Annotated in this window: 18 protein-coding genes; 11 read left to right on the top strand and 7 right to left on the bottom strand. The window is 75.6% G+C overall.

Translation table 11 applies throughout. From position 1 onward, the window contains the following. The first annotated feature begins 328 nt into the window (after positions 1-328). Positions 329-2419, top strand: a complete 2091-nt coding sequence (locus tag V6V16_RS18595) for an amino acid transporter (RefSeq protein WP_334563717.1) — start codon at positions 329-331, stop codon at positions 2417-2419. Positions 2420-2603: 184 nt separating this feature from the next. Further along, positions 2604-4118 carry a hypothetical protein gene (locus tag V6V16_RS18590; protein WP_334563715.1) on the top strand — a complete coding sequence of 505 codons (1515 nt, stop codon included), beginning with the start codon at positions 2604-2606 and terminating at the stop codon, positions 4116-4118. A gap of 92 nt (positions 4119-4210) precedes the next feature. On the opposite strand, the gene V6V16_RS18585 is transcribed toward V6V16_RS18590, so the two are convergent. The 7 genes from V6V16_RS18585 to V6V16_RS18555 form a co-directional block, all read right to left on the bottom strand. Then, the gene (locus V6V16_RS18585; protein ID WP_334563713.1) at positions 4211-5170 is read right to left on the bottom strand and encodes a TIGR03557 family F420-dependent LLM class oxidoreductase; all 960 of its coding nucleotides are present in this window, start codon (positions 5168-5170) and stop codon (positions 4211-4213) included. Positions 5171-5504: 334 nt separating this feature from the next. Next, a complete protein-coding gene (locus V6V16_RS18580; protein WP_334563711.1) occupies positions 5505-5711 on the bottom strand; it encodes a hypothetical protein in 207 nt (68 codons plus the stop codon). A 202-nt stretch (positions 5712-5913) separates the two neighbouring features. Continuing rightward, positions 5914-7119 (bottom strand): low temperature requirement protein A, encoded by a 1206-nt coding sequence (locus V6V16_RS18575; protein WP_334563710.1) that lies wholly within the window; start codon positions 7117-7119, stop codon positions 5914-5916. 313 nt (positions 7120-7432) lie between these two features. Next, positions 7433-8656 carry a helix-hairpin-helix domain-containing protein gene (locus V6V16_RS18570; protein ID WP_334563709.1) on the bottom strand — a complete coding sequence of 408 codons (1224 nt, stop codon included), beginning with the start codon at positions 8654-8656 and terminating at the stop codon, positions 7433-7435. Positions 8657-8886: 230 nt separating this feature from the next. Then, on the bottom strand, positions 8887-10236 hold the full coding sequence (locus tag V6V16_RS18565; RefSeq protein ID WP_334563708.1) for an FAD-dependent oxidoreductase: 1350 nt from the start codon (positions 10234-10236) through the stop codon (positions 8887-8889). Between the two features lie 15 nt (positions 10237-10251). Next, positions 10252-10599 (bottom strand): TcmI family type II polyketide cyclase, encoded by a 348-nt coding sequence (locus V6V16_RS18560; RefSeq protein WP_334563706.1) that lies wholly within the window; start codon positions 10597-10599, stop codon positions 10252-10254. 122 nt (positions 10600-10721) lie between these two features. Continuing rightward, positions 10722-11531, bottom strand: coding sequence for an AfsR/SARP family transcriptional regulator (locus V6V16_RS18555; protein ID WP_334563704.1), 810 nt, complete (start codon positions 11529-11531; stop codon positions 10722-10724). 413 nt (positions 11532-11944) lie between these two features. Between V6V16_RS18555 and V6V16_RS18550 the strand changes: the two genes are divergently transcribed. The 9 genes from V6V16_RS18550 to V6V16_RS18510 all read left to right on the top strand — a co-directional run bounded on the left by V6V16_RS18550 (position 11945) and on the right by V6V16_RS18510 (position 20238). Beyond that, positions 11945-12283, top strand: a complete 339-nt coding sequence (locus tag V6V16_RS18550) for a TcmI family type II polyketide cyclase (protein ID WP_334563702.1) — start codon at positions 11945-11947, stop codon at positions 12281-12283. Continuing rightward, complete coding sequence (locus V6V16_RS18545; protein ID WP_334563700.1) at positions 12280-13989, top strand: acetyl-CoA carboxylase carboxyltransferase subunit alpha; 1710 nt, start codon at positions 12280-12282, stop codon at positions 13987-13989. Before V6V16_RS18550 ends, V6V16_RS18545 begins: the two co-directional genes overlap by 4 nt. Next, on the top strand, positions 13986-14594 hold the full coding sequence (locus tag V6V16_RS18540; protein ID WP_442934106.1) for a biotin/lipoyl-containing protein: 609 nt from the start codon (positions 13986-13988) through the stop codon (positions 14592-14594). The genes V6V16_RS18545 and V6V16_RS18540 overlap by 4 nt, the downstream gene beginning before the upstream one ends. Before the next feature lie 16 nt (positions 14595-14610). Then, positions 14611-15990: an acetyl-CoA carboxylase biotin carboxylase subunit gene (locus tag V6V16_RS18535; protein WP_334563698.1), complete on the top strand. Its 1380-nt coding sequence runs from the start codon at positions 14611-14613 to the stop codon at positions 15988-15990. Further along, on the top strand, positions 15987-16745 hold the full coding sequence (locus V6V16_RS18530; RefSeq protein ID WP_334563696.1) for an SRPBCC family protein: 759 nt from the start codon (positions 15987-15989) through the stop codon (positions 16743-16745). The genes V6V16_RS18535 and V6V16_RS18530 overlap by 4 nt, the downstream gene beginning before the upstream one ends. Then, positions 16738-17142, top strand: coding sequence for a cupin domain-containing protein (locus V6V16_RS18525; protein ID WP_334563694.1), 405 nt, complete (start codon positions 16738-16740; stop codon positions 17140-17142). Before V6V16_RS18530 ends, V6V16_RS18525 begins: the two co-directional genes overlap by 8 nt. 203 nt (positions 17143-17345) lie before the next feature. After that, positions 17346-18620: a beta-ketoacyl-[acyl-carrier-protein] synthase family protein gene (locus tag V6V16_RS18520; protein ID WP_334563692.1), complete on the top strand. Its 1275-nt coding sequence runs from the start codon at positions 17346-17348 to the stop codon at positions 18618-18620. Further along, positions 18617-19864, top strand: a complete 1248-nt coding sequence (locus V6V16_RS18515; protein WP_334563690.1) for a beta-ketoacyl synthase N-terminal-like domain-containing protein — start codon at positions 18617-18619, stop codon at positions 19862-19864. Before V6V16_RS18520 ends, V6V16_RS18515 begins: the two co-directional genes overlap by 4 nt. After that, entirely contained in the window at positions 19861-20238 is a 378-nt protein-coding gene (locus V6V16_RS18510) for an antibiotic biosynthesis monooxygenase family protein (protein ID WP_334563688.1), read from the top strand. Before V6V16_RS18515 ends, V6V16_RS18510 begins: the two co-directional genes overlap by 4 nt. Positions 20239-20322 lie beyond the last annotated feature (84 nt).

Raw genomic sequence — 20322 nt, 5'->3', positions numbered from 1 at the left:
TCCCGCGCGGCGGGGGGCGGGCCGGCCCGGGGGAGGTGTCGGCGGGCCGGGGGGGCGGCGGGCGGCCGGGGGAGGCGTCGGCCGGCCCGGGGGGGGCCGGCCGGCCCGCACGGGGGACGTGCGGCCCGCCTTCCCGGGCCACCCCGGCACCCCCGCCGGCGGGCCGGGCATGCCGGATGGCGGTGGGCGACACCGGCCCCGACGCCGCGTTCCGGGCCCCGTCGGCGCCGGGGCGCGGGCCGAGGGGGCCGGCTTCACCGGTTCCGGCGGGCGGGCGGCCGGCGACCGCCTACGGTCGGGGCAGGACCGCCGAGGGTGGGGACGGGACATGCCTGACGAGCACGGGCCGAGGCCGCGGCGCACCCGCGCCCGGCGCCCGCCGCCTGCCGGCCCGCCCCGGGACGTGCGGGCCGCGCGGGACCCGACCCGTCGGGGCGTACGCCCGGGGCGCCCGGTCACCGTGCCCGAGGCGCAGCCCAGCCCGATCCGGCCCACCGCGCCGCTGAGTCCGCTGCGCCGGTGGCTGTTCGCCCACCGGGTCCAGCCGGTCGGTCCCGAGGCGGCGGAGGGGCAGCCCCGCTCGCACGCGTGGTGGCAGGTCATGTGCCTGACCGGGGTGGACTACTTCTCCACCCTGTCGTACCTGCCGGGCATCGCGGCGGTGGCGGCCGGGGCGCTCTCCCCGCTGGCCACCCTGCTCATCGTCGCGCTGACGCTCCTCGGCATGCTGCCCATGTACCGCAGGGTGGCCCGGGAGAGCCCGCACGGGCAGGGCTCGGTGGCGATGCTGGAGCGGCTGCTGCCGTTCTGGCGCGGCAAGGTCTTCGTGCTGGTGCTCCTCGGCTTCGTGGCCACCTCCTGGATCATCACGATCACCCTCTCCGCGGCCGACGCCACCGTGCACCTGTTGGAGAACCCGCACGTGCCCGAGGGCGTGGGCGGCACGGGCGTCGCGGTGGGCGTCACCGTGGCGCTCCTGCTGATCCTCGGCGGGGTCTTCCTGCTCGGCTTCCGGGAGGCGGTCGCGGTGGCCATCCCGCTGGTCGCCGTCTTCCTGGCCCTGAACGCGGTGATCGTGGCCGACGCGCTGGCCGCCGTCGCGGCGGACCCGGGGACGCTGTCGGGCTGGACCGAAGCGCTGACGGCGGGCGGCGGCCCCGGCGAGGTGGCGGCGACCGCCGTGCTGGCGTTCCCGCTGCTGGTACTGGGGCTCTCCGGTTTCGAGACGGGGGTCAGCATGATGCCGCTGGTGGCGGGCGCGGGGGTGGACCGCGAGGCGCGGCTGGCGGCGCGGATCCGCAACACCCGCCGGCTGCTCACCACCGCCGCGCTGATCATGTCGGTCTACCTGGTCTCGACCACCTTCGTCACCACGGTGCTGGTCCCCGCCCGCGAGTTCGCGCCGGGCGGGGCCGCGAACGGCCGGGCGCTGGCGTACCTCGCCCACGAGCGGCTCGGCGAGGCCTTCGGCACCGTCTACGATGTCAGCAGCGTGCTGATCCTCTGGTTCGCCGGGGCCTCCGCCATGGCCGGCCTGATCAACATCGTGCCCCGCTACCTGCCCACGTACGGGATGGCCCCGGAGTGGGCCCGGGCCGTGCGGCCGGTAGTGATCGTCTACACGGCGGTCAGCGTCGCGCTCACCCTGGTCTTCCGGGCCGACGTGAACGCCCAGGCCGGGGCGTACGCCACCGGGATCCTCGCCATGATGGTCTCCGGCGCCGTGGCGGTGACCATCTCCGCGGCCCGCCGCCGCGAGCGCGTCGCGGCCGGCGGCTTCGCCGTGCTCACCCTGGTCCTGCTGTACGCCCTCGCCGAGAACGTCGTCGCGAAGCCGGACGGCATCGCCATCTCCGCGCTGTTCGTCCTCGGGATCGTGGCGGTCTCGCTGGTCTCGCGGGTCACCCGGACCACCGAGCTGCGCACGGAGCGCATCGAGTTCGACGAGCCCGCCCGGCGCTTCATCGCCGAGTCGCTGGCGCACGACGGCCGGCTGCACCTGATCGCCCACAAGCGGGGTGCGGGCGCGGTCAAGGAGTACACGGTCAAGGAGCGCGCGCAGCGGGGGATGAACCCCGTGCCCGGGGAGGGCGACATCCTCTTCCTGGAGATCGACGTGGTCGACCCGTCCGAGTTCAGCCAGGTGCTGCGGGTGCGCGGCGAGACGGTGGGCGGCTTCCGGGTGCTGCGGGCCAGCAGCCCGGCGGTGCCGAACGCCATCGCGGCGATCCTCCTGGCGCTGCGCGACGCCACCGGCGTCCGCCCGCACGCCCACTTCGAGTGGTCGGAGGGGAACCCGTTGGCGCACCTGCTGCGCTACCTCATCCTCGGCCGAGGCGACACCCCGCCCGTGGTACGGGAGATCATCCGCAAGTCCGAGCCGGACCCGGCCCGTCGCCCCGGCATCCACGTCGGCTGAGCGGCCGTCGTTCCGGTTGCCCGGCTTGCGCACACCCACGTGACGCGAAAGATACGTTTGTTCATGTTCGACGCACTTGCCCGTTTATCGTCCGTATCGTGGCCTTCGGTGGCCGTCGGGACGTCGGCCGCCCCGCGTCCGGTTCGGCGCGGCCGTGGCACGTACGGGAAAGGCAGGAAGCCTGATGTCGACGTATCAAGGAGGCCGGCGGGAAGCGCGACCCGGCCGGCGGTCCCGGTGGTTCCTGGCCGGCGGTCTGGTGGCGGGCGGCCTGGTGGCGGGCGCGAGCGCGCTGGCGGGGGTCTCCGCCGCCGACCGGGACCCGCCCGTCGCCGCGACGCCCTCGCCGGTGTCGCGGGGTGACGACTCCGGCGACCGCGACGAGCGTCGCGAGCAGCGCCGCGGCGAACTCGGCGGGCGGCCCGGGGAACGGCACGACGCCGGGCGGGAGGGGCGGACCCGCGCCGAGGTCCCGGTGCCGTGCGACTCCGCCAAGTTGATCTCGGCGTTGGTCCGGGCCAACGCCCAGGGCGGCGCCGAGCTGCGGCTGGCACCGAAGTGCACGTACCGGCTCACCCACGCCTTCCAGCAGCCCGACGAGTACGACGGCGGGATCCGCGACGCCCGGGAGGCGGCCGACAGCGCCGAGAACCCCGGCGACGCCGAGGCGCCCCCGCGCGACCCCCGGCACGACCGCGCCGGGCTGCCGGTGGTCTACCACCCGATCACCATCCGGGGCGAGGGGGCGACCATCCAGCGGGACGCGCACGCCGAGGCGTTCCGGTTCTTCACCGTCCGCGACGGCGGGGAGCTGACCCTCTCCGACGTCGTGCTGAAGAACGGTCTCTCCGCCGCGGAGGGCGGCAGCGTCCACGTCGTGCACGGCGCGTCGGCCGTGCTCGAACGCACCACGATCGTCGGCAGCACCTCCCTCTCCGCCGAGGGGGGCGGCGGCGGGGTCTTCAACGACGGGCACCTGCTGGTCACCGGGAGCACCTTCGTCGGCAACCACGCCGCCGGCGCCGCGGGCAAGGGCGGGGGCCTGCTCAACGGCGGCGTGCTCAGCCTGCGTACGTCGCAGTTCCGGGGCAACAGCGCCGTCGCGTACGGCGGCGGCCTCGGCAACTACCGTGGCGCGGCCGAGGTGCGTTCGAGCACCTTCGCGCACAACAACGCGGACCAGGGCGGCGGCCTGGCCAGCTTCTCGGCCCGTACCCGGGTCGCCGACTCGAAGGTGGTGGGCAACACCGCCCGGACCGGGGGCGGCATCGCCAACTCCGACGCGCTGATCTTCCTGCGCGCCCTGGAGGTGCGCGACAACACCGCCACGGGCAACGGCGGCGGCATCTCCAGCTTCCAGGGCCTCATCCCGGTCGACGACAGCGTGGTGGCGGGCAACACCGCCCGGGGCTCCGGCGGCGGCATCCACGCCGAGAAGTCGAACCTGCTGGTGCGCCGCAGCGAGGTCGGCCGCAACCACGCGGTCGGCGCGGGTTCCAAGGGCGGCGGCGTCTTCGCCACGCAGGGCCAGGTCTCCCTCTTCGCCAGCCGGGTGGCCGACAACGTCGCCACGGTGCGACCCGGCGGCCTCTTCGCCGAGAAGGCCAGGGTGAAGGTCGACGACGAGACCGACATCATCGACAACGAGCCCACCAACTGCGAGGGCGGCGCGGTGCCGGTCGCGAACTGCTTCCGCTGAGCGCGGCGGGCCGGCCCGGTCGGGGTCGGCCCGCCGCCCGTCTTACGGGGCGGGCCGGTCCCGCGCGTAGCCGATCGCCGGATCGCCGGCGCTCAGCCGAGGGCGCGCAGCCGGGCGGCGAGGTCGCCGGCGAAGAAGTCGAGGAAGCCGTCCGGGTCGGGGCCGGCGTTCTGCAACACGATGTGGTCGTAGCCGGCCTCCACGTAGGAGCGTACGGCCGCCACGTGCGCCTGCGGGTCCGGCCCGACCGAGAACAGCTCCCGCACGTGCCGCTCCTCGACGTGGGCGCTCGCGGCGTCGAAGTTGACCGGGTTGGGCAGCTCGCTCATCACCTTCCACCCGGTCACCATCCACCGGCTGGTCTCCAGCACCGCCCGCACGGCCTGCTCCTCGTCGCCGGCCCAGGCCATCGGGACCTCGGCGTAGCGGGGTCCGGTGCCGCCGGCCTGCCGGTAGTGCTCGGCGATCGACGCCTCCGGTTCGGTGACGAAGAGCCCGTCGCCGAGTTCCGCGGCCATCGTCGCCGAGGACCGGCCGCTGGCCGCCACCGCGATCACCGGCGGGGTCTCCGGCAGGTCGAAGATCCGGGCGTCCTCCAGTTGCAGGTGCCTCCCCTCGTACGACTGGTAGCCGCCCCGCCAGAGCAGCCGGATGATCTCCAGCGCCTCGCGGAGCCGCTCGTGCCGGCCCCGCACGCTGGGAAAGCCCTGCCCGACCACGTGCTCGTTGAGCCGTTCCCCGGCACCGACGCCGAGGGTGAACCGGCCGTCGGAGATCAGCGCCATGGTCGCCGCGGCCTGCGCGATGATCGCCGGGTGGTACCGGACGGTCGGGCAGGTGACGCCGGTGGCCAGGCCCAGCCGATCGGTCCTGGCCGCGACCGCCCCCAGCACGCTCCAGGTGTACGAGGAGTGCCCCTGCACGTCGAGCCACGGGTGGAAGTGGTCGCTCATCTCCACGAAGTCGAAGCCCACCTGCTCGGCGCGGACGGCCTGGCGGATGATCTCCTGCGGCCCGTACCCCTCCGAGGACAGCTTGTAGCCGATCTTCATCCCTGCTCCCGTCCCGTCCGTGCGGCGTGGAGCAACGCCCGTTCCCGCCGCCCGGGCCGGCAAACGTGCCGTCGCGGCCGGGCACGCGCCCCACCGGTTAACCCATCCTCCTAGGATGCTTTACGCGGTGTGTCCCTCGACACGGACCGACCGCCCCACGGCGGTTCCGACCGGTGGGGCGCGGGGGAGGGGTGCGGGGCGCTCGCCCGGCGACGGGGCCGGGAGCGCCACGCGGGCGGCGGGCGCGGGCACCAGGCGGGCCCGGCGGCGTCGCGGCGTTCCCGGACACGACTCGGCCCGCGCCACGGCGGGCGCGGGCCGGGCGGCGTGGGTCCTACTTGGACGGCTCGGGCAGCTGGCAGTCGACCTTCGGGTTGGCCCCGATGTAGTTGAGCGGCCCCGCCACGATGGTGACCAGGATCGTGCCGGCCTCGGCGCAGTTGGTGTCGTCGCCGCTGTAGTAGCCGCGCTGCCCGGCGGCGATCGCGCCGATGACCAGCCAGATGACGAGCAGGACTCCGAATATCGACGTGCCGCGCATGGCTGCCTCCGTTTGGGTGTGGTGGGTGAGGTGCTGGGCGTTGTACCCAATCGCCGTCGACGGCTAACGGCGTCGCCGATCAGGCGACGGTCGCCCGCACCGCACAGCCCACCGCGGAACGGCGCCACGCGTCGGTGCCCCGCGTCCGGTCGGTGCGGCGGCGATCCGGTCGGCGCGGCGCCGGATCCGCCGGGCGGCCCGGTCAGTGCGGCGGGGCGGGAGCCTCGGGCGGGTGGCCCCTGCTGCGGCGGGTGTCGGCCACGGCCACCCCGGCCAGGACCAGCATGGCCGCGAGCGCGGCGTACAGGGGCGGCAGGAAGAGCACCGCCGGCGCGGCGGTGAGCAGGGCCAGCAGGCCGCCGGGGCGGGACAGCGACACCCGGCTGAACACCTCGTACTCGAAGGCGGCGCGGCCGAGGAGGAACAGCGCCGGGCCGCCGAGGATGACCGCCACCCAGCTCGGCGGGGTGTGCCCGAGCGGGTGGTGCAGGAACAGGTCGAAGCCGGCGGCGGTGGTGACCACCCCGGCGACCATCAGCAGGTGGGTGTAGGGGGCGGTGGCGAGGAACCTGCTCGGCGCCTTGGCGGTGGCGATCGCCAGCGGCAGCAGCTCCCCGGACTTGTGGACGTAGACCCGCCAGAGCAGCAGGGTGGTGGCGAACGCGATGCCGAACGAGGCGATGTTCTCGGCCTCGGAGTGGTCGAGGCTGAACATCGTGCCGATGGTCAGGATGGCGTCGCCGAGGGCGATGATGAAGAACTGCTGGTAGCGCTCGGAGAGGTGCTCGGCGGTGACGTTGCGCTGGGTCTCGGGCACCACGCCGAGGCCGGGCACCGGGTAGGCGAGCCGGAAGCCGACGTAGTCGATGGCGAGGGCCAGCGACCAGAGGACGATCCGGGCGTCTCCCGAGACGAACGCGCCGGCGATCCAGGGCACCGCCGAGACCGCGAACCAGGTGAAGATGCGGACCGCGCGCCGCCGGGGCTGCCGCTGGTGCCGCACCGCCGGCATGAGGAACAGGCCGCGACCCAGGTGGATCGCCACGTACGTGGCGGCGAAGACCAGCCCCCGTGCCCCGAACGCCTCCGGGATGGCGGTGGTCATCAGCAGCGCGCCGAACATCACCGCCGTGATCAGCAGCTTGATCTCCGTGCGCTCCGGGTCGTACAGGTCGGTGACCAGGGTGGTGATCGCCCAGGTCCACCAGAGCGCGGCCAGCAGGATCAGCGCCTGCCCGGCCCGCTGCCAGTTCAGGTCCACGACCAGCCCCCGGGAGATGAGGGCGAGCGCGACCACGTAGACCAGGTCGAAGAAGAGTTCCAGCAGGGTCACCCGCCGGGGCGCCTCCGGGTCGCGGACGGGAGGGCGGGTCCGGCGCGGGGCAGGTTCCGGCGTGGCGAACGGCACGGGCTGCTCCTGCGGTACCGGGATCGGCTCGGCCGGCCTCCCGGCCCCTGCACAGACGGTAGCCAGTCGGCGGCCGACCGACCGCCGATACGCCGCATTACGTCCGCCGGCCCGCCAGCGGCGCCGACCCCGCCCTGGCCGCCTCCGTCGGGGCCGGGCCGGGCTGATCCTGCCCGAGCCGGACCGGACTGATCCGGGCCGGGCCGAGCGACAGCGGGAGACGGTGGGGCGCGGCCCGGGCACCACGGCGCCCGGGCCGCCGGGCGCCGTCGCCCGACGCCACCGGGAGGCGGCAGCCGGGCGACGGCGCGGGTCAGGCGTCCGTGCCGCCCGCCGGCAGGGCGGCTGCCGCCTCCAGCGGCGCACCGGCGAGCACCTTCGCCTGCTGCGGCCAGGTGGCCAGGCTCGGCGCGGCCCGCAGCCCGGCGGCACGGATGGTCTCCCGCAGCGCGGCCTCGTCCAGTTCCGCCAGCTGCCGGTAGGTCCGGATACCGGCGGCCTGCAGCGCGGCGGCCATCTTCGGGCCCACCCCCTGGATCCGGCGGAAGTCGTCGGCGGCGTCCGAACCGGTGCCGGCCGCCACGGCGGCCTCCGCTGCGGCGCGGGGAGCCGGCACGACCACCGGCTCCGCCGCGTCGGGCTCCGGCTCGGCCGATCCGGGCTCCGCCTGGGTCGACACGGGCTGCGGCTCGACGGAGACGGGCTCCGGCTCGGCCGACACGACCACCGGCTCCGCCACGTCGGGCTCCGGCTCGGCCGATCCGGGCTCCGCCTGGATCGACACGGGCTCCGGCTCGACGGGTACGGGCCGCGGCCCGGTCGCGGCGGTCACCGGCTCGGCCGGCGCAGGCTCCGTGGGGTCCGGCTCACCGGGCGTGGCGGCGGCCGTGGCGGGCCCGCTCCGCGCGGAAGCGGCCGGGACCGGTGCGGGCTCCGGCGCGGTCGCGGGGACGGGGACGGCGGCGGGGACGGTGGTCGTGGGGACGGGCGCGGCCTCCGGCTCGGTCGAAAGACTCGCCGGCTCGGCCGGCGTGGCCGGCTCCGGTCGGCGGTCGACCGGGCCGGTCACCTCGGCGGCCACGGGCAGCACGAGCTCCGCGTCTGACCGGTCGGCGGCACCGAGCGGGGCGGAGGCGGGCTCGGGACCGGTGTCGGGCGCCGGCACCGGGTCACCGGTCAGCGCCATGTCGGCAGGGTCGACCTCGTCGCCCCGCCTCTGGTCGGCCGCGACGAACGTGACTCCGGTGGTGGCCGCGTCGGTATCGGCGGGGGTGTCGGCCCGGGGGGCGGGGTCGCGGTCGGCGACCGCGTCGGGCACGGGGTCGACGACGACCTCGGGGCGCGTCTCGTCGGCGGTGGCGACGGGAGGGGGGTCGACCACGACGGCGGTCATGGGGGCGACCGGGTCACCCTCCGTCACCGGTGCGCCGTGCGCGGCGACGGCCGCGTCCTGTCGGCCGCGCCAGAACCAGCCGCCCGCCAGGCCCACCACCAGGGCCACGATCAGTATCAGCCAGTGCCCGAAAGACCACGCCACGGCAAACTCCCTATCGTCCACGTCGGAAACCCGCGAGAAAAACTCGCCGCAGCTTCGCACACGCTCCGGGTGGGCGACAGGCAGGTCCGGCCGCCCGCCGCGGCGGCGGGGACGGGTTGCACCGGCGGTGGCGGGCGGGCGACGCAGGGTCGCCGTCCTCGCGTCCGGCCCCCGTGTCCCGGGGCCGGTACGTGGGGACCCGACGCCCGGGCCGGGTCCCCGTCGGACGGTCAGTCCTCCTCGCCCCGATAGCGGTAGAAGTCGTCGACGAACCTGCGGGCGAGCCGGGGCACCCGGCTGGTGACGCCGAAGTAGCCCCGCGCCCCGAGCAGTGCGAGCCGGCCGACGACCGGCTTGTACATCGGGTCGTCCCCGTCGGTGCCGCTGCGGTTCAGCGAGTCGGCGACCCGGGCGAAGCCGTACGGCACCATCGCGGCCTCGTAGTCGGCCACCGCCTGGAGCAGCGTCTTGTCGCCGGCGGCGGCGAGCCGGAGCTGCCGGCAGAGCAGGGCCGCGTCGCGCAGCGCGGTGTTGGCGCCCACCCCACGTCCCGGCGTCATGGTGTGGATGGCGTCGCCGAGCAGCGTGACCGTGCTGCTCTTCCACGGCGGCACCGGTTCGCTGGTCGTCACCCGGATCGGCAGGGCGCTGCCGGGGTCGCTGCGGGCGAGCAGTTCGCGCAGGTTCGGGTGCCAGTTGCGGGTGAGGCGCAGGGCGAGCAGGACGAGGTCCTCGCCGCGGCGCCGCATGACGTCGGGCGGGAACCGGCGGGCCGTGCTCCAGACGACCAGGTTGATGTTGTCGCGGGTGTTGTCGTGGCGCAGACCCGGCCAGCCGCGCAGCAGTGCGGCGTCGGCGGGGTCGACGCCGGGTTTGAGCGCCCCGTCGCGGTCCCACTTGAAGTCCATCACGTGCAGCACGCCCATCATCCCGCCGGTGCCGAAGATCAGCGAGATGCCCTGCTCGATCCGCTCGGGCAGCAGTGCCCGGGTGTGCGGGGTGAGGGGGATCCGGGTGGCGATGTTGACGGTGCCGGCGTCGCGGGTGACGGCGTGCGGCAGGTACTGGCGGCGTACCGCCGATCCGGTGCCGTCCGCGGCGACGAGCAGGTCGCCCGTGGCGGTGCTGCCGTCGGCGAAGTGCGCGGTCACGGTGCCGTCGTCGCGCTGCTCGTAGTGGGTGAAGGTCCGGTCGAAGTGGACCACGTCCTCCAGGCCGGTGAGGAGGACCTGGCGCAGGGTCATCCGGGCCACCGACCGTTCGGTGTCGACCGGGTCGGTGTCCGGTCGCAGCGTGAAGGAGGCGGTGCGGCGCATCCCCTGGGTGATGACGTTGAAGTAGCGGGGGGAGCGGGCGCAGGTGGCGAGGTAGACGTCGAAGAGGGCCGGCGGCAGGCACTCCCGCAGGGCCCGGCTGCCGGTCGGCCCGATGCCGACCCGGTAGCCGAGCAGCCCCTCGCCGCGGGTGCGGTACCGCTCGTGGACGGTGACGCCGATCCCGGCCCGGCGCAGGCCGTGGGCCAGGCACAGCCCGCCGGTGCCGGCCCCGATTATCACCACGTGGGGCGCTCTGGGCGACATGGCGACTCCGCCCGGTCAGCCGGCCGCGTGCGACGACGCCGCGTCGGCGGCGTCCCACCGGTAGAAGCATCCGGCGACCGCGTCGCGCGGCGAGCGCCAGGTCGGCAGGTACGGCGTGGTGTGGGCGGAGAGGCGCTCGTTGACCTGACGGTAGAGCGGGTGGTTGCGGGCGTCCGCCAGGGCGTCCGGCTCCACGTCCGCGGTCTCCATCAGGTGTACGCAGAGGTCGTGCAGGCAGTACAGGGAGCGGTGCCGGACCCCGGTGAGGGTGGGCAGGTCGGTCGCGTCGGACTCGGCGAAGATCTGCGCGACCCGTCCCTCCGCGCCGGGGATGATCCTGCTGACGATCAGTAGACGGCTCATGGGACCCCTCTCGCCGGTGGCGCTCCGCGAGCACGTCGGAGACCACGGACTGGTGTGTGCCCCACTCTGCGACGGCGACTGTCACCTGCCCGTCACGCGGCCCGCCGCGCCGGTGACGCCCCTCAGCGGGTGCGGGGCGCGACCCGAGGGGACGGCGTGTGGCGCGGCGTGGCGGGCCCGTCGCGGCTGGCCTCCCGGATCGGGGCGAGGGTGTCGTCGAGCAGCGCGGTCATCGCGGTCGAGGGCTCCAGCCGCAGCTCCCGCAGCAGCAGGTCGCGGTAGACGTAGAAGGCGTGCACGGCCTCGAAGGCGTTGCCCTCGGCGAGGTGGATGCGGACCACCAGACGGTGCGGGGTCTCGCGCAGCGGCTCGGCGGCCATGGCCTCCAACGCGGCCTCCAGGGCCGCCCCGTGGCGCCCCGCCGCGAGGTGCTGGCCGGCCAGTTCCTCCAGCATGTGCAGGCGCAGCTGGCGCAGCCGCTCCCGGTCGGCCAGCACCCAGTCGTCGTACCAGCCGGGCAGCAGGTCGTGCCGGCCGGCGGCGAGCGCGGCGCCGGCGCGGCGCTCGGCGCCGTCGCGTACCCTCGCGGCCGTGCCGACCAGCGCGTCGACGTCGACGCGGACCACCGGGCCGAGGAAGACGGTGTCGCCGGAGGTGGCGATCGGGCAGTACGGGTCCTGACGCAGCCGCCACAGCGCCGTCCGCAGGGACGACAGGGCGCGCTCCTCCTGGGCGTCCGGCCAGAGCAGCCCGGCCAGGTGGCTGCGGGTGGCGCCGGGACGCAGCCCGATCAGCGCGATCACCCGTTGCAGGCCCCGGGGCACCACGACGGGCGCGTCGCCGTGCAGCAGCCGGAAGCCGCCGAGCAGGTGCAGCGAGATCCGGGTGTCGGGCCGGCTCCCGGTGGTCGGGGTCGACGGATCAGCGGCCACGGCGGCACCCCCTGCGGAACGCTCGTCCCGACTCGTCTGCTGTCCCCGGCGCGGCTGGCCCCATGACCCCACTGTCGGAGCTCTCCGCCGTGGCGCGGCGTCGCCGCCGCGGCCGCCGGGCTGACCGTGACGAAGGTTATCAATTCTGGTCACTCTGGGTCAATGTCTTGTCAAGGTGAACGCTTGCCCGCCCGTGTCCACGAGAACCCTTCCGAACTGCGGATAGTCCGTCACGTTGATCGTCGATGCACAGCGGATACACAGCATCCGTCAACGCAGCGTCACGAAAGCGTGTCGTCTGCCGACGGTTCGTGACGCCGCCGTGACGCCCGTGGCCGCATCGTGTCGCCAGTCGTCCGGCTCGGCCGGCGCCGTCGTGACCGACGCCGGATGCCGTGGAGGGAGGCCCGTGCATGGACCGTTCGCTGATCGTCGCGAAGCTGGTGCCCGGCACCGAGGCGCGCGTCGCCGAGATCTTCGCCGAGTCCGACGCGACCGAGCTGCCGGGCCTGGTGGGCGTCCGGCACCGGTCGCTGTACCGGCTGGGCGACCTCTACGTGCACCTGCTGGAGACGGAGGCGCCGGGCGGCCCGGCGGTCGAGGCGGCCCGGGGGCACCCGGAGTTCGCCCGGGTGAGCGCCCGCCTGCGGCCGTACGTGTCGCCGTACCTGCCGACCTGGCGGGAGCCGCGCGACGCGATGGCCCGCTGCTTCTACCGATTCGACGCCGCGCCCGCCGGGCGGCCGTCGTGACCGCCACCGCGCCCCGGGAGGGACAGCTCTGGTCCCGGTGCGACGGCTGCGCCACCCTGCTGTACCGCAAACGGCTGCGCCGCAACCTCGACGTCTGCCCCGAGTGCGGGGCGCACGCCCGCCTCGCCGCGCCCGAGCGGCTGCGCCAACTCGTCGACCCCGACTCGTTCGTCGCCCTGCCGGACCAGCCGGCGGAGGTCGACCCCATCGACTTCGTCGACCTGGTGCCGTACCCGCACCGGCTCATCGCCGCGCGGGCCGGCACCGGGCTGGCCGAGGCGGTCGTCTGCGGCACCGCCACCATCGGCGGGCACCGCTGCGCGCTCGCCGTCATGGACTTCCGGTTCCTCGGTGGCAGCCTCGGCTGCGCCGTCGGGGAGCTGGTCACCCGCGCCGCCGAGCGGGCCCTGGCCGACCGCGTCCCGCTGGTCCTGGTCACCGCCTCCGGTGGCGCGCGCATGCAGGAGGGCGCGCTGGCGCTGATGCAGATGGCCACGGTCAGCCAGGCGGTCGCGGGGCTGCGGGAGGCCGGGCTGCTCACCGTCAGCGTGCTCACCGACCCGACGTACGGGGGAGTGGCCGCCTCGTTCGCCACCAACACCGACGTGCTGCTCGCCGAGAGCGGCACCCGGATGGGCTTCGCCGGTCCCCGGGTGATCCGGCAGGTCACCGGCGGGGCGCTGCCCGAGGGCTTCCAGACCGCCGACTTCCTGCTCCGGCACGGCCAGGTGGACATGGTGGTGCCCCGGCACGCCCTGCGGGGCCGGCTGGTGTCGCTGCTGGCCGCCGCCGGGGCCGGCCGGCCGGCCGCGTCACCGCCCGGCGTACCGAGGCAGGGGAAGCCGGCGCCGGTCGGTGCCGCCCCGACGGCCCCGGCCGGGCCGGCGGACGGCGACGCCTGGGAGACGGTACGGCTGGCCCGGCACCCCGGCCGGCCGACCACGTTGGACTACCTGGAGACGGCGTTCGACGGCTTCGTCGAGCTGCACGGCGACCGGCTCGGCGCGGACTGCCCGGCCGTGGTCGGCGGGCTGGCCCGGCTCGACGGCCGGCCCGTCATGGTGGTCGGGCACCAGAAGGGGCACAGCACCGCCGAGCTGGTCGGGCGCAACTTCGGCATGGCCAGCCCGGCCGGGCACCGCAAGGCGCTGCGGCTGGTGCGCCTCGCCGCCCGTCTCGGCCTGCCGGTGGTCACCCTGGTCGACACCCCCGGGGCGGATCCCGGCGTGCGCGCCGAGGAACACGGCCAGGCGGCGGCCATCGCGGAGAACATCCTCGCCCTGACCGTGCTGCCCACCCCCGTCGTCGCGGTGATCACCGGGGAGGGCGGCAGCGGTGGCGCGCTGGCTCTCGCGGTGGCCGACCGGGTGCTCATGTTCCAGCACGCCGTCTACTCGGTGATCAGCCCGGAGGGCTGCGCCGCCATCCTCTGGCCCGACCGGTCGGCCGCCCCGCAGGCGGCCCGCGCTCTGAAGCTGACCGGCCCTGACCTGTGTCGCCTCGGGATCGTCGACGCCCTGGTTCCCGAGCCGGCCCCGGCCGCGCACCACGATCCGCAGGGCGCCGCGGTGGCGCTGCGCGCGGCGCTGCTGGTGCACCTGCTGCCGCTGCTCGACGTGCCGACCGCCACGCTGGTGCGCCGCCGCCGGCAGCGTTTCCGGCGCTTCGGCGCCGCCCGCCCCGACACCCGGGCGGGTGTCCGGTGAGCGCCGGCGGGGCCCCGGTCGACGCCGCGTCGCCGGCCCCCCACCCGCCGGGCGGGCGGGCCGCGCCCGGCACGGCACCGGCGCCGGGCGACCCGACGCCGGCACACCGAGCGCAGGCGGGACCGGGGCCGCGACCCGGGACGGACGCCGGGCACGGCGCCGGGCCGGGGCACGCGGTGGACGCCGTACTGGCGGAGCTGCGCCGACACGCCCGGCACCTGGTCGCGGAGCTCGCCGGCCCGCTGCGCCGGGTGCGGCTGCGCAGCGGGGACACGGTGCTCGAGGTGGAGTGGCAGGGCCCCGCCGCGGCCGCCCCCGTCGCGGCACGCCCGGAAACCCCGCCGGCCGTCGCGGAACCGCCCGGGCGGCACACCGTGCGGGCGCCCCTCGTCGGCACCTTCTACCGGGCGCCGGAGCCCGCCGCCGCGCCCTTCGTCTCCGTCGGCGACCTGGTCCGTGCGGGACAGGTCGTCGGCGTCGTCGAGGCGATGAAGCTGATGAACGAGGTGACCGCCGACCGGGGCGGCCGGGTCGCCGAGCTCCTCGTCGCCGACGGCCAGCCGGTCGAGTACGACCAGCCGCTGGTCGCGCTGGACCCGGCGTGAGAGGGGGCGGGCCGCCGTGTTCGAGAAGGTGCTGATCGCCAACCGGGGCGAGATCGCCCTGCGGGTGCTGCGGGCCTGTCGCGAGTTGGGCATGCGTACCGCGGTCGTCTACTCCACCGCGGACGCCGACTCGGCCGCGGTGCGGCTGGCCGACGAGACCGTCCGGATCGGACCGCCGGCGCCCCGGCGCAGCTACCTCGACGCCGCCGCGATCGTGGAGGCCGCCCGGCAGGTCGGCGCGCAGGCGGTGCACCCGGGCTACGGGTTCCTCTCCGAGGACGCCGACTTCGCCGAGATCTGCGCCGACAACGGCCTGGTCTTCGTCGGCCCGCCGCCGCGGGTGATGTCCGTCCTGGCCGACAAGTCCGCCGCGCGGGAGCTGATGCGCCGCGCCGGGCTGCCCCTGCCGCCGGGCAGTGTCGCGCCCGTGCCCACGGCCGCCGAGGCGGCGCGGGTGGCCGCCGAGGTCGGCTACCCGGTGATCGTCAAGGCCGCGGCCGGCGGGGGAGGGCGGGGCATGACGGTGGTCGCCACCCCGGCCGAACTGACCCGGGCGTACGCGCGGACCCGGGCCGCCGCCCAGGCGGCCTTCGGCGACGACCGGGTCTACGTCGAGCGGTTCCTGACCGGCGCCCGGCACGTCGAGGTGCAGCTGCTCTGCGACTCCCACGGCAACGGCGTGCACCTGGGCACCCGGGACTGCTCGGTGCAGCGCCGGCACCAGAAGCTGGTCGAGGAGGCACCGGCGCCGGCGCTGTCGGCGGGCACCCTGGAGGCCGTCGCCGCGTGTGCCCTGCGCGGCGCCCTGTACGCCGGCTTCACCGGCGCGGGCACCGTGGAGTTCCTGGTCGACGCCGACGAGCGGTTCCACTTCCTGGAGATCAACTGCCGGATCCAGGTCGAGCACCCCGTCACCGAGATGATCACCGGGATCGACCTGGTGCACGAGCAGTTCCACATCGCCGCCGGGGTGCCGCTGCGCTGGCGGCAGGAGGACATCCGGCTGCACGGGGTGTCAGTCGAGTGCCGGGTCAACGTGGAGGACCCGGACCGCGGCTTCGCGCCGACGCCCGGCCGGCTGGACCGCTTCGTCCCGCCGGGCGGCCCGTTCACCCGGGTCGACACGCACGGCCACGCCGGCTACCTGTTCGGCCCGCACTACGACTCGCTGCTGGCCAAGGTGGCGGTCTGGGCGCCGGACCGGGAACTCGCGCTCAACCGGCTGGAACGCGCCCTCGACGAGTTCGACGTCGCCGGTCCCGGGGTCCGCACCACCATCCCGTTCGTCCGGCGGGTGCTCGACGACGCCGGGTTCCGCAAGGGCCGCTACACCACCGCCCTGGTCGACCAGCTGCTCGCCGGTCCACCCGACGCACACCACAGGAGGCTCCGATGACCGTCACCCATGGCCGTCCACTGACCGCCGAGATCACCGACATCCTGGTGGCCAACTGCGGGCTGGACGCCGAGGCCGCCGCCCGCGCGCCGGCCGCCACGCTGGAGGAGCTCGGCATGGACTCGCTGGCGCTGCTCGAACTCTCCGCCGTGGTCGCCGACCGGTGGCGGGTGGGGCTCCCCGAGCAGGCCGGGCAGCTCAGCATCGCGGGCGTGGCGGAGCTGGTCGCCCGCCGCGCCGACCCGCCGGGACACACCGAGAACAGCGTCCTGATCGCCGCGCCGCTGCCGCTGGTGTGGGACGTCACCAACGACGTCGCCGGCTGGCCCGGGCTCTTCACCGAGTACGCCCGCGCGGAGATCCTGCACCGCGACGGCGACACCGTGCGGTTCCGGCTCACCATGCGTCCCGACGAGAACGGCACGGCGTGGAGCTGGGTCAGCGAACGCACCGCAGACCCGGTCACCCGACAGGTGCGCGCCCAGCGGGTCGAGACCGGGCCGTTCGAGTACATGCGCATCCACTGGCGCTACACACAGGAGCCCGGCGGCACCCGGATGACCTGGACGCAGGACTTCGCGATGCGGCCCACCGCGCCGGTGGACAACGCGGGCATGACCGAACGGATCAACGCCAACAGCGCGGTGCAGCTCGCCGTCATCAAGGAGAAGATCGAGCGCCTGGCGGCCGGCTCCGCCGACCGCGACCCGACGCCGGCCGACGCCGACGCGGCGACGGGGGCCGGCGATGAGTGAGCGGACCCTGCGGCTGGTCGCCGCCACCGACGTCGCGCCCGACGGCCGCCGCGGCGGTGAGCTGCGGGTGCTGCTCGGCCCGAAGACCGTCGGCAGCACCTCCGGCTTCATGGGGGTGGCGACGCTGCGCCCGGGGGAGCGGATCGCCGAGCACTACCACCCCTACAGCGAGGAGTTCCTCTACCTGGCCCGGGGCGCGATCACCGTCGACCTGGACGACGAGCCGGTGCCGCTGGCCGCCGGAGAGGCGCTGTTCGTGCCGCGCAACGTCCGGCACCGGCTGCGCAACACCGGCGGCGATCCTGCCGAGGTGGTCTTCCACCTCGGGCCGCTGGCGCCCCGACCTGAACTGGGCCACGTCGACACCGAGCTGGTCGAACAGCGGGGCGCGTCGTGAGCGCGAGGAGTGAGCCGGGGTTGCGAGCCCCGCGGTCGCGAACCGAGGTGTCGTCGTGAGCGCGAGGAGTGAGCCGGGGTTGCGAGCCCCGCGGTCGCGAACCGAGGTGTCGTGGTGAGCGCGAGGAGTGAGCCGGGGGTTGCGAGCCGGGGTGTTCCGGTGAGCGCGACGAGTGCGCCGGGGTCGCGAACGGAGGGGACGTCGTGACCGGGCGCCGCACGGTGGTGACCGGGATCGGGGTGGTCGCCCCCGGTGGCGTCAGCCGGGACCGGTTCTGGAAGACGATCACCGAGGGGCGGACCGCGACCCGGCGGATCACCTTCTTCGACCCGTCGCCGTTCCGCTCCCAGATCGCCGCGGAGTGCGACTTCGACCCGGTCGCCGCCGGCCTGAGCGAGGGCGAGCGGCGGCGCGCCGACCGGTACGTGCAGTTCGCCCTCGCCTGCGCCGCCGAGGCGGTCGCCGACGCCGGCCTGGAACTCACCGACGCCGAGCGGGAGCGGACCGGCGTGGTGCTCGGCACCGCCGTCGGCGGCACCACGGCCCTGGAGCAGGAGTACGTCACGGTGAGCGACACCGGCCGACGCTGGCTGGTCGACGCCGCGCGCGGCGGCCCGTACCTGTACCAGGCGCTCGTGCCCAGCAGCCTCGCCGCCGACGTGGCCTGCCGGCACGGGCTGCACGGCCCCGCCCAGGTGGTCTCCACCGGCTGCACCTCCGGCATCGACGCGATCGGGTACGCCCACCAGCTCATCGCCGACGGGGAGGCCGACGTCGTCCTGGCCGGGGCCGCCGACTCGCCGATCTCCCCGGTCACCGTCGCCTCCTTCGACGCGATCAAGGCGACCAGCCCCGACAACGACGACCCGGCGCACGCCTCCCGCCCCTTCGACGCCGACCGGCACGGCTTCGTGCTCGCCGAGGGCGCGGCGGTGCTGGTGCTGGAGGAGGCCGGCCGGGCCCGCCGGCGCGGCGCGCACGTCTACTGCGAGGTGGCCGGCTACGCCAGCCGCAGCAACGGATACCACATGACCGGGCTGCGGCCCGACGGGCTGGAGATGGGGCTGGCAATCTCGGCCGCGCTGAGGCAGGGGCGGATCGCCGCCGAGCAGGTCTCCTACATCAGCGCGCACGGCTCGGGCACCCGGCAGAACGACCGGCACGAGACCGCCGCGTTCAAGCGGGCGCTCGGCCAGGCCGCGTACGGGGTGCCGATCAGCTCGATCAAGTCGATGGTCGGGCACTCGCTCGGCGCGATCGGCTCGATCGAGATGGCCGCGTGCGCGCTGGCCGTCGAGTTCGGCGTGGTGCCGCCGACGGCCAACTGGAGCACCCGGGACCCGGAGTGCGATCTGGACTACGTCCCGAGCGAGGCGCGGGAGCTGCCGGTCGACGTGGCGCTCTCGGTCGGCAGCGGGTTCGGCGGCTTCCAGTCGGCGATGGTGTTCCGCCGGCCGGCCGGACCGGTGCTGTCGTGACGGCGCGGGCCGTGGTGACCGGCATCGGCGTCGTCGCGCCCAGCGGGATCGGCGTGGACGCGCACTGGCGCACGGTGCTCGCCGGCACCCGCCGGGTCGGGCCGATCACCCTGTTCGACCCGGCCGGCTACCCCACCCGCTACGGCGGGGAGGTGCCCGACTTCGACGCGGCCGCGTACGCCGACAACCGGCGGCTGGTGCAGACCGACCGGTGGACGCACCTCGGTTTCGCCGCCACCCGGCTGGCGCTGGCCGACGCCGGCCTGCCCGAGCGGGCCCCCGACCCGTACGGCTACGCCGTGGCCCTGGCCAGCTCCTCCGGCGGGAACCTGTTCGGCCAGCGGGAGCTGCAACGGCTCTGGGGCGGGCCGTCGCGCACGGTCGGGGCGTACCAGTCGATCGCCTGGTTCTACGCGGCCAGCGTCGGCCAGCTCTCCATCCACCACCAGTTCAAGGGGCCGTGCGGGGTGCTGGTGGCTGAGACCGCCGGCGGTCTGGACAGCCTGGCGCACGCCGCGCGGGCGGTGCGCCGGGGCACCCCGGTGGTGATCGCGGGGGCAACCGAGTGCCCGCTGAGCCCGTACGCCCTGGCCTGCCAGCTCCGCTCGGGACTGCTCAGCGACTCCGCCGACCAGGAGCGGGCCTACCGGCCGTTCGACGCCGCCGCCAGCGGCTACCTGCCCGCCGAGGGCGGCGCCGTCTTCGTGGTGGAGGAGCTGGGCCACGCGCTGTCGCGGGGCGCCCGGGTGTACGGCGAGGTGACCGGCTGGGGCGCCACCCACGACGCCGTGCACACCGGCGCGGACACCGCCGGCGACCCGGTGCAGTACGCCCGGGCGATGCGGCTGGCCCTGGGCCGGGCCGGCATCGGGCCGGAGGCGGTCGACCTGGTGCTGCCCGACGCGCTGGGTGTGCCCCGCTACGACCGCAGCGAGGCCGCCGCGCTGCGCGCCGTCTTCGGCGACCGGCCGCCCCCGGTGAGTACCCAGAAGCCGCTGACCGGCCGCGCCCACCAGGGCGGCGCGGCGCTGGACGTGGCCACCGCGCTGCTCGCCTTCGGGCACGACACACTGCCCGCCTCGGCGGGGCCGGACGAGGTGGCCGAGGGCTGCGAGCTGGGCTTCCTGCGGGAGCACCGACGGCCGCGCAGCCGGCTGGCGCTGGTCTGCGCCCGGGGCTTCGACGGTTTCAACAGCGCGCTGGTCCTGCGTGGGGCCGCGCCGACGCGGGGAGTGACGCCATGAGCGGACCGACGCACGAGGCGGGGCCGGCCGGGTCTCCCGGCGGGTCCGCGCGCGGCGGGCAGCGGGCCCGGGTGGTGTTCCTGGTGCGGGTGCCGGCCGCGCGCACGCAGGCGTTCCTCGCCGCGTACGAGGAGGTCCGGCACCTGGTGGCCGGCGGCGTGCCCGGGCACCTCGTCGACCAGGTCTGCCGCTCGTCGGCCGATCCGGAGCAGTGGCTGATCACCAGCGAGTGGTCCAGCCTGGCCGACTTCGAGGCGTGGGAACGCAGCCCGGAGCACCGGGACCTGGTGCGGCCGATGCGGGAGTGCTTCACCGACGCCCGCTCGCTGCGCTTCCTGATCCACGCCCAGACCCCCGCCGCGTTCCCGCGCTGAGCGCGCCTCCCGCCGCGCGGCCGTCGCCCGGCCCCGTCGGGCCGGTTACCACCGGCACCTGACCGCCCCCCTTCACGCCCCTAC

The organism is Micromonospora sp. CPCC 205561 (assembly GCF_036906775.1).
Taxonomy (GTDB): domain Bacteria; phylum Actinomycetota; class Actinomycetes; order Mycobacteriales; family Micromonosporaceae; genus Micromonospora.
Note: the sequence above shows the minus strand (reverse complement) of the source record. Positions and strands in the feature narration are given on the sequence as shown.

What these genes read in the sequence shown, in the direction of transcription:
- V6V16_RS18560 (WP_334563706.1), bottom strand. Translation starts at nt 10,599, where the DNA reads ATGAGCCGTCTACTGATCGTCAGCAGGATCATCCCCGGCGCGGAGGGA.
- V6V16_RS18530 (WP_334563696.1), top strand. Translation starts at nt 15,987, where the DNA reads ATGACCGTCACCCATGGCCGTCCACTGACCGCCGAGATCACCGACATC.
- V6V16_RS18550 (WP_334563702.1), top strand. Translation starts at nt 11,945, where the DNA reads ATGGACCGTTCGCTGATCGTCGCGAAGCTGGTGCCCGGCACCGAGGCG.
- V6V16_RS18595 (WP_334563717.1), top strand. Translation starts at nt 329, where the DNA reads ATGCCTGACGAGCACGGGCCGAGGCCGCGGCGCACCCGCGCCCGGCGC.
- V6V16_RS18565 (WP_334563708.1), bottom strand. Translation starts at nt 10,236, where the DNA reads ATGTCGCCCAGAGCGCCCCACGTGGTGATAATCGGGGCCGGCACCGGC.
- V6V16_RS18585 (WP_334563713.1), bottom strand. Translation starts at nt 5,170, where the DNA reads ATGAAGATCGGCTACAAGCTGTCCTCGGAGGGGTACGGGCCGCAGGAG.
- V6V16_RS18590 (WP_334563715.1), top strand. Translation starts at nt 2,604, where the DNA reads ATGTCGACGTATCAAGGAGGCCGGCGGGAAGCGCGACCCGGCCGGCGG.
- V6V16_RS18525 (WP_334563694.1), top strand. Translation starts at nt 16,738, where the DNA reads ATGAGTGAGCGGACCCTGCGGCTGGTCGCCGCCACCGACGTCGCGCCC.
- V6V16_RS18510 (WP_334563688.1), top strand. Translation starts at nt 19,861, where the DNA reads ATGAGCGGACCGACGCACGAGGCGGGGCCGGCCGGGTCTCCCGGCGGG.
- V6V16_RS18580 (WP_334563711.1), bottom strand. Translation starts at nt 5,711, where the DNA reads ATGCGCGGCACGTCGATATTCGGAGTCCTGCTCGTCATCTGGCTGGTC.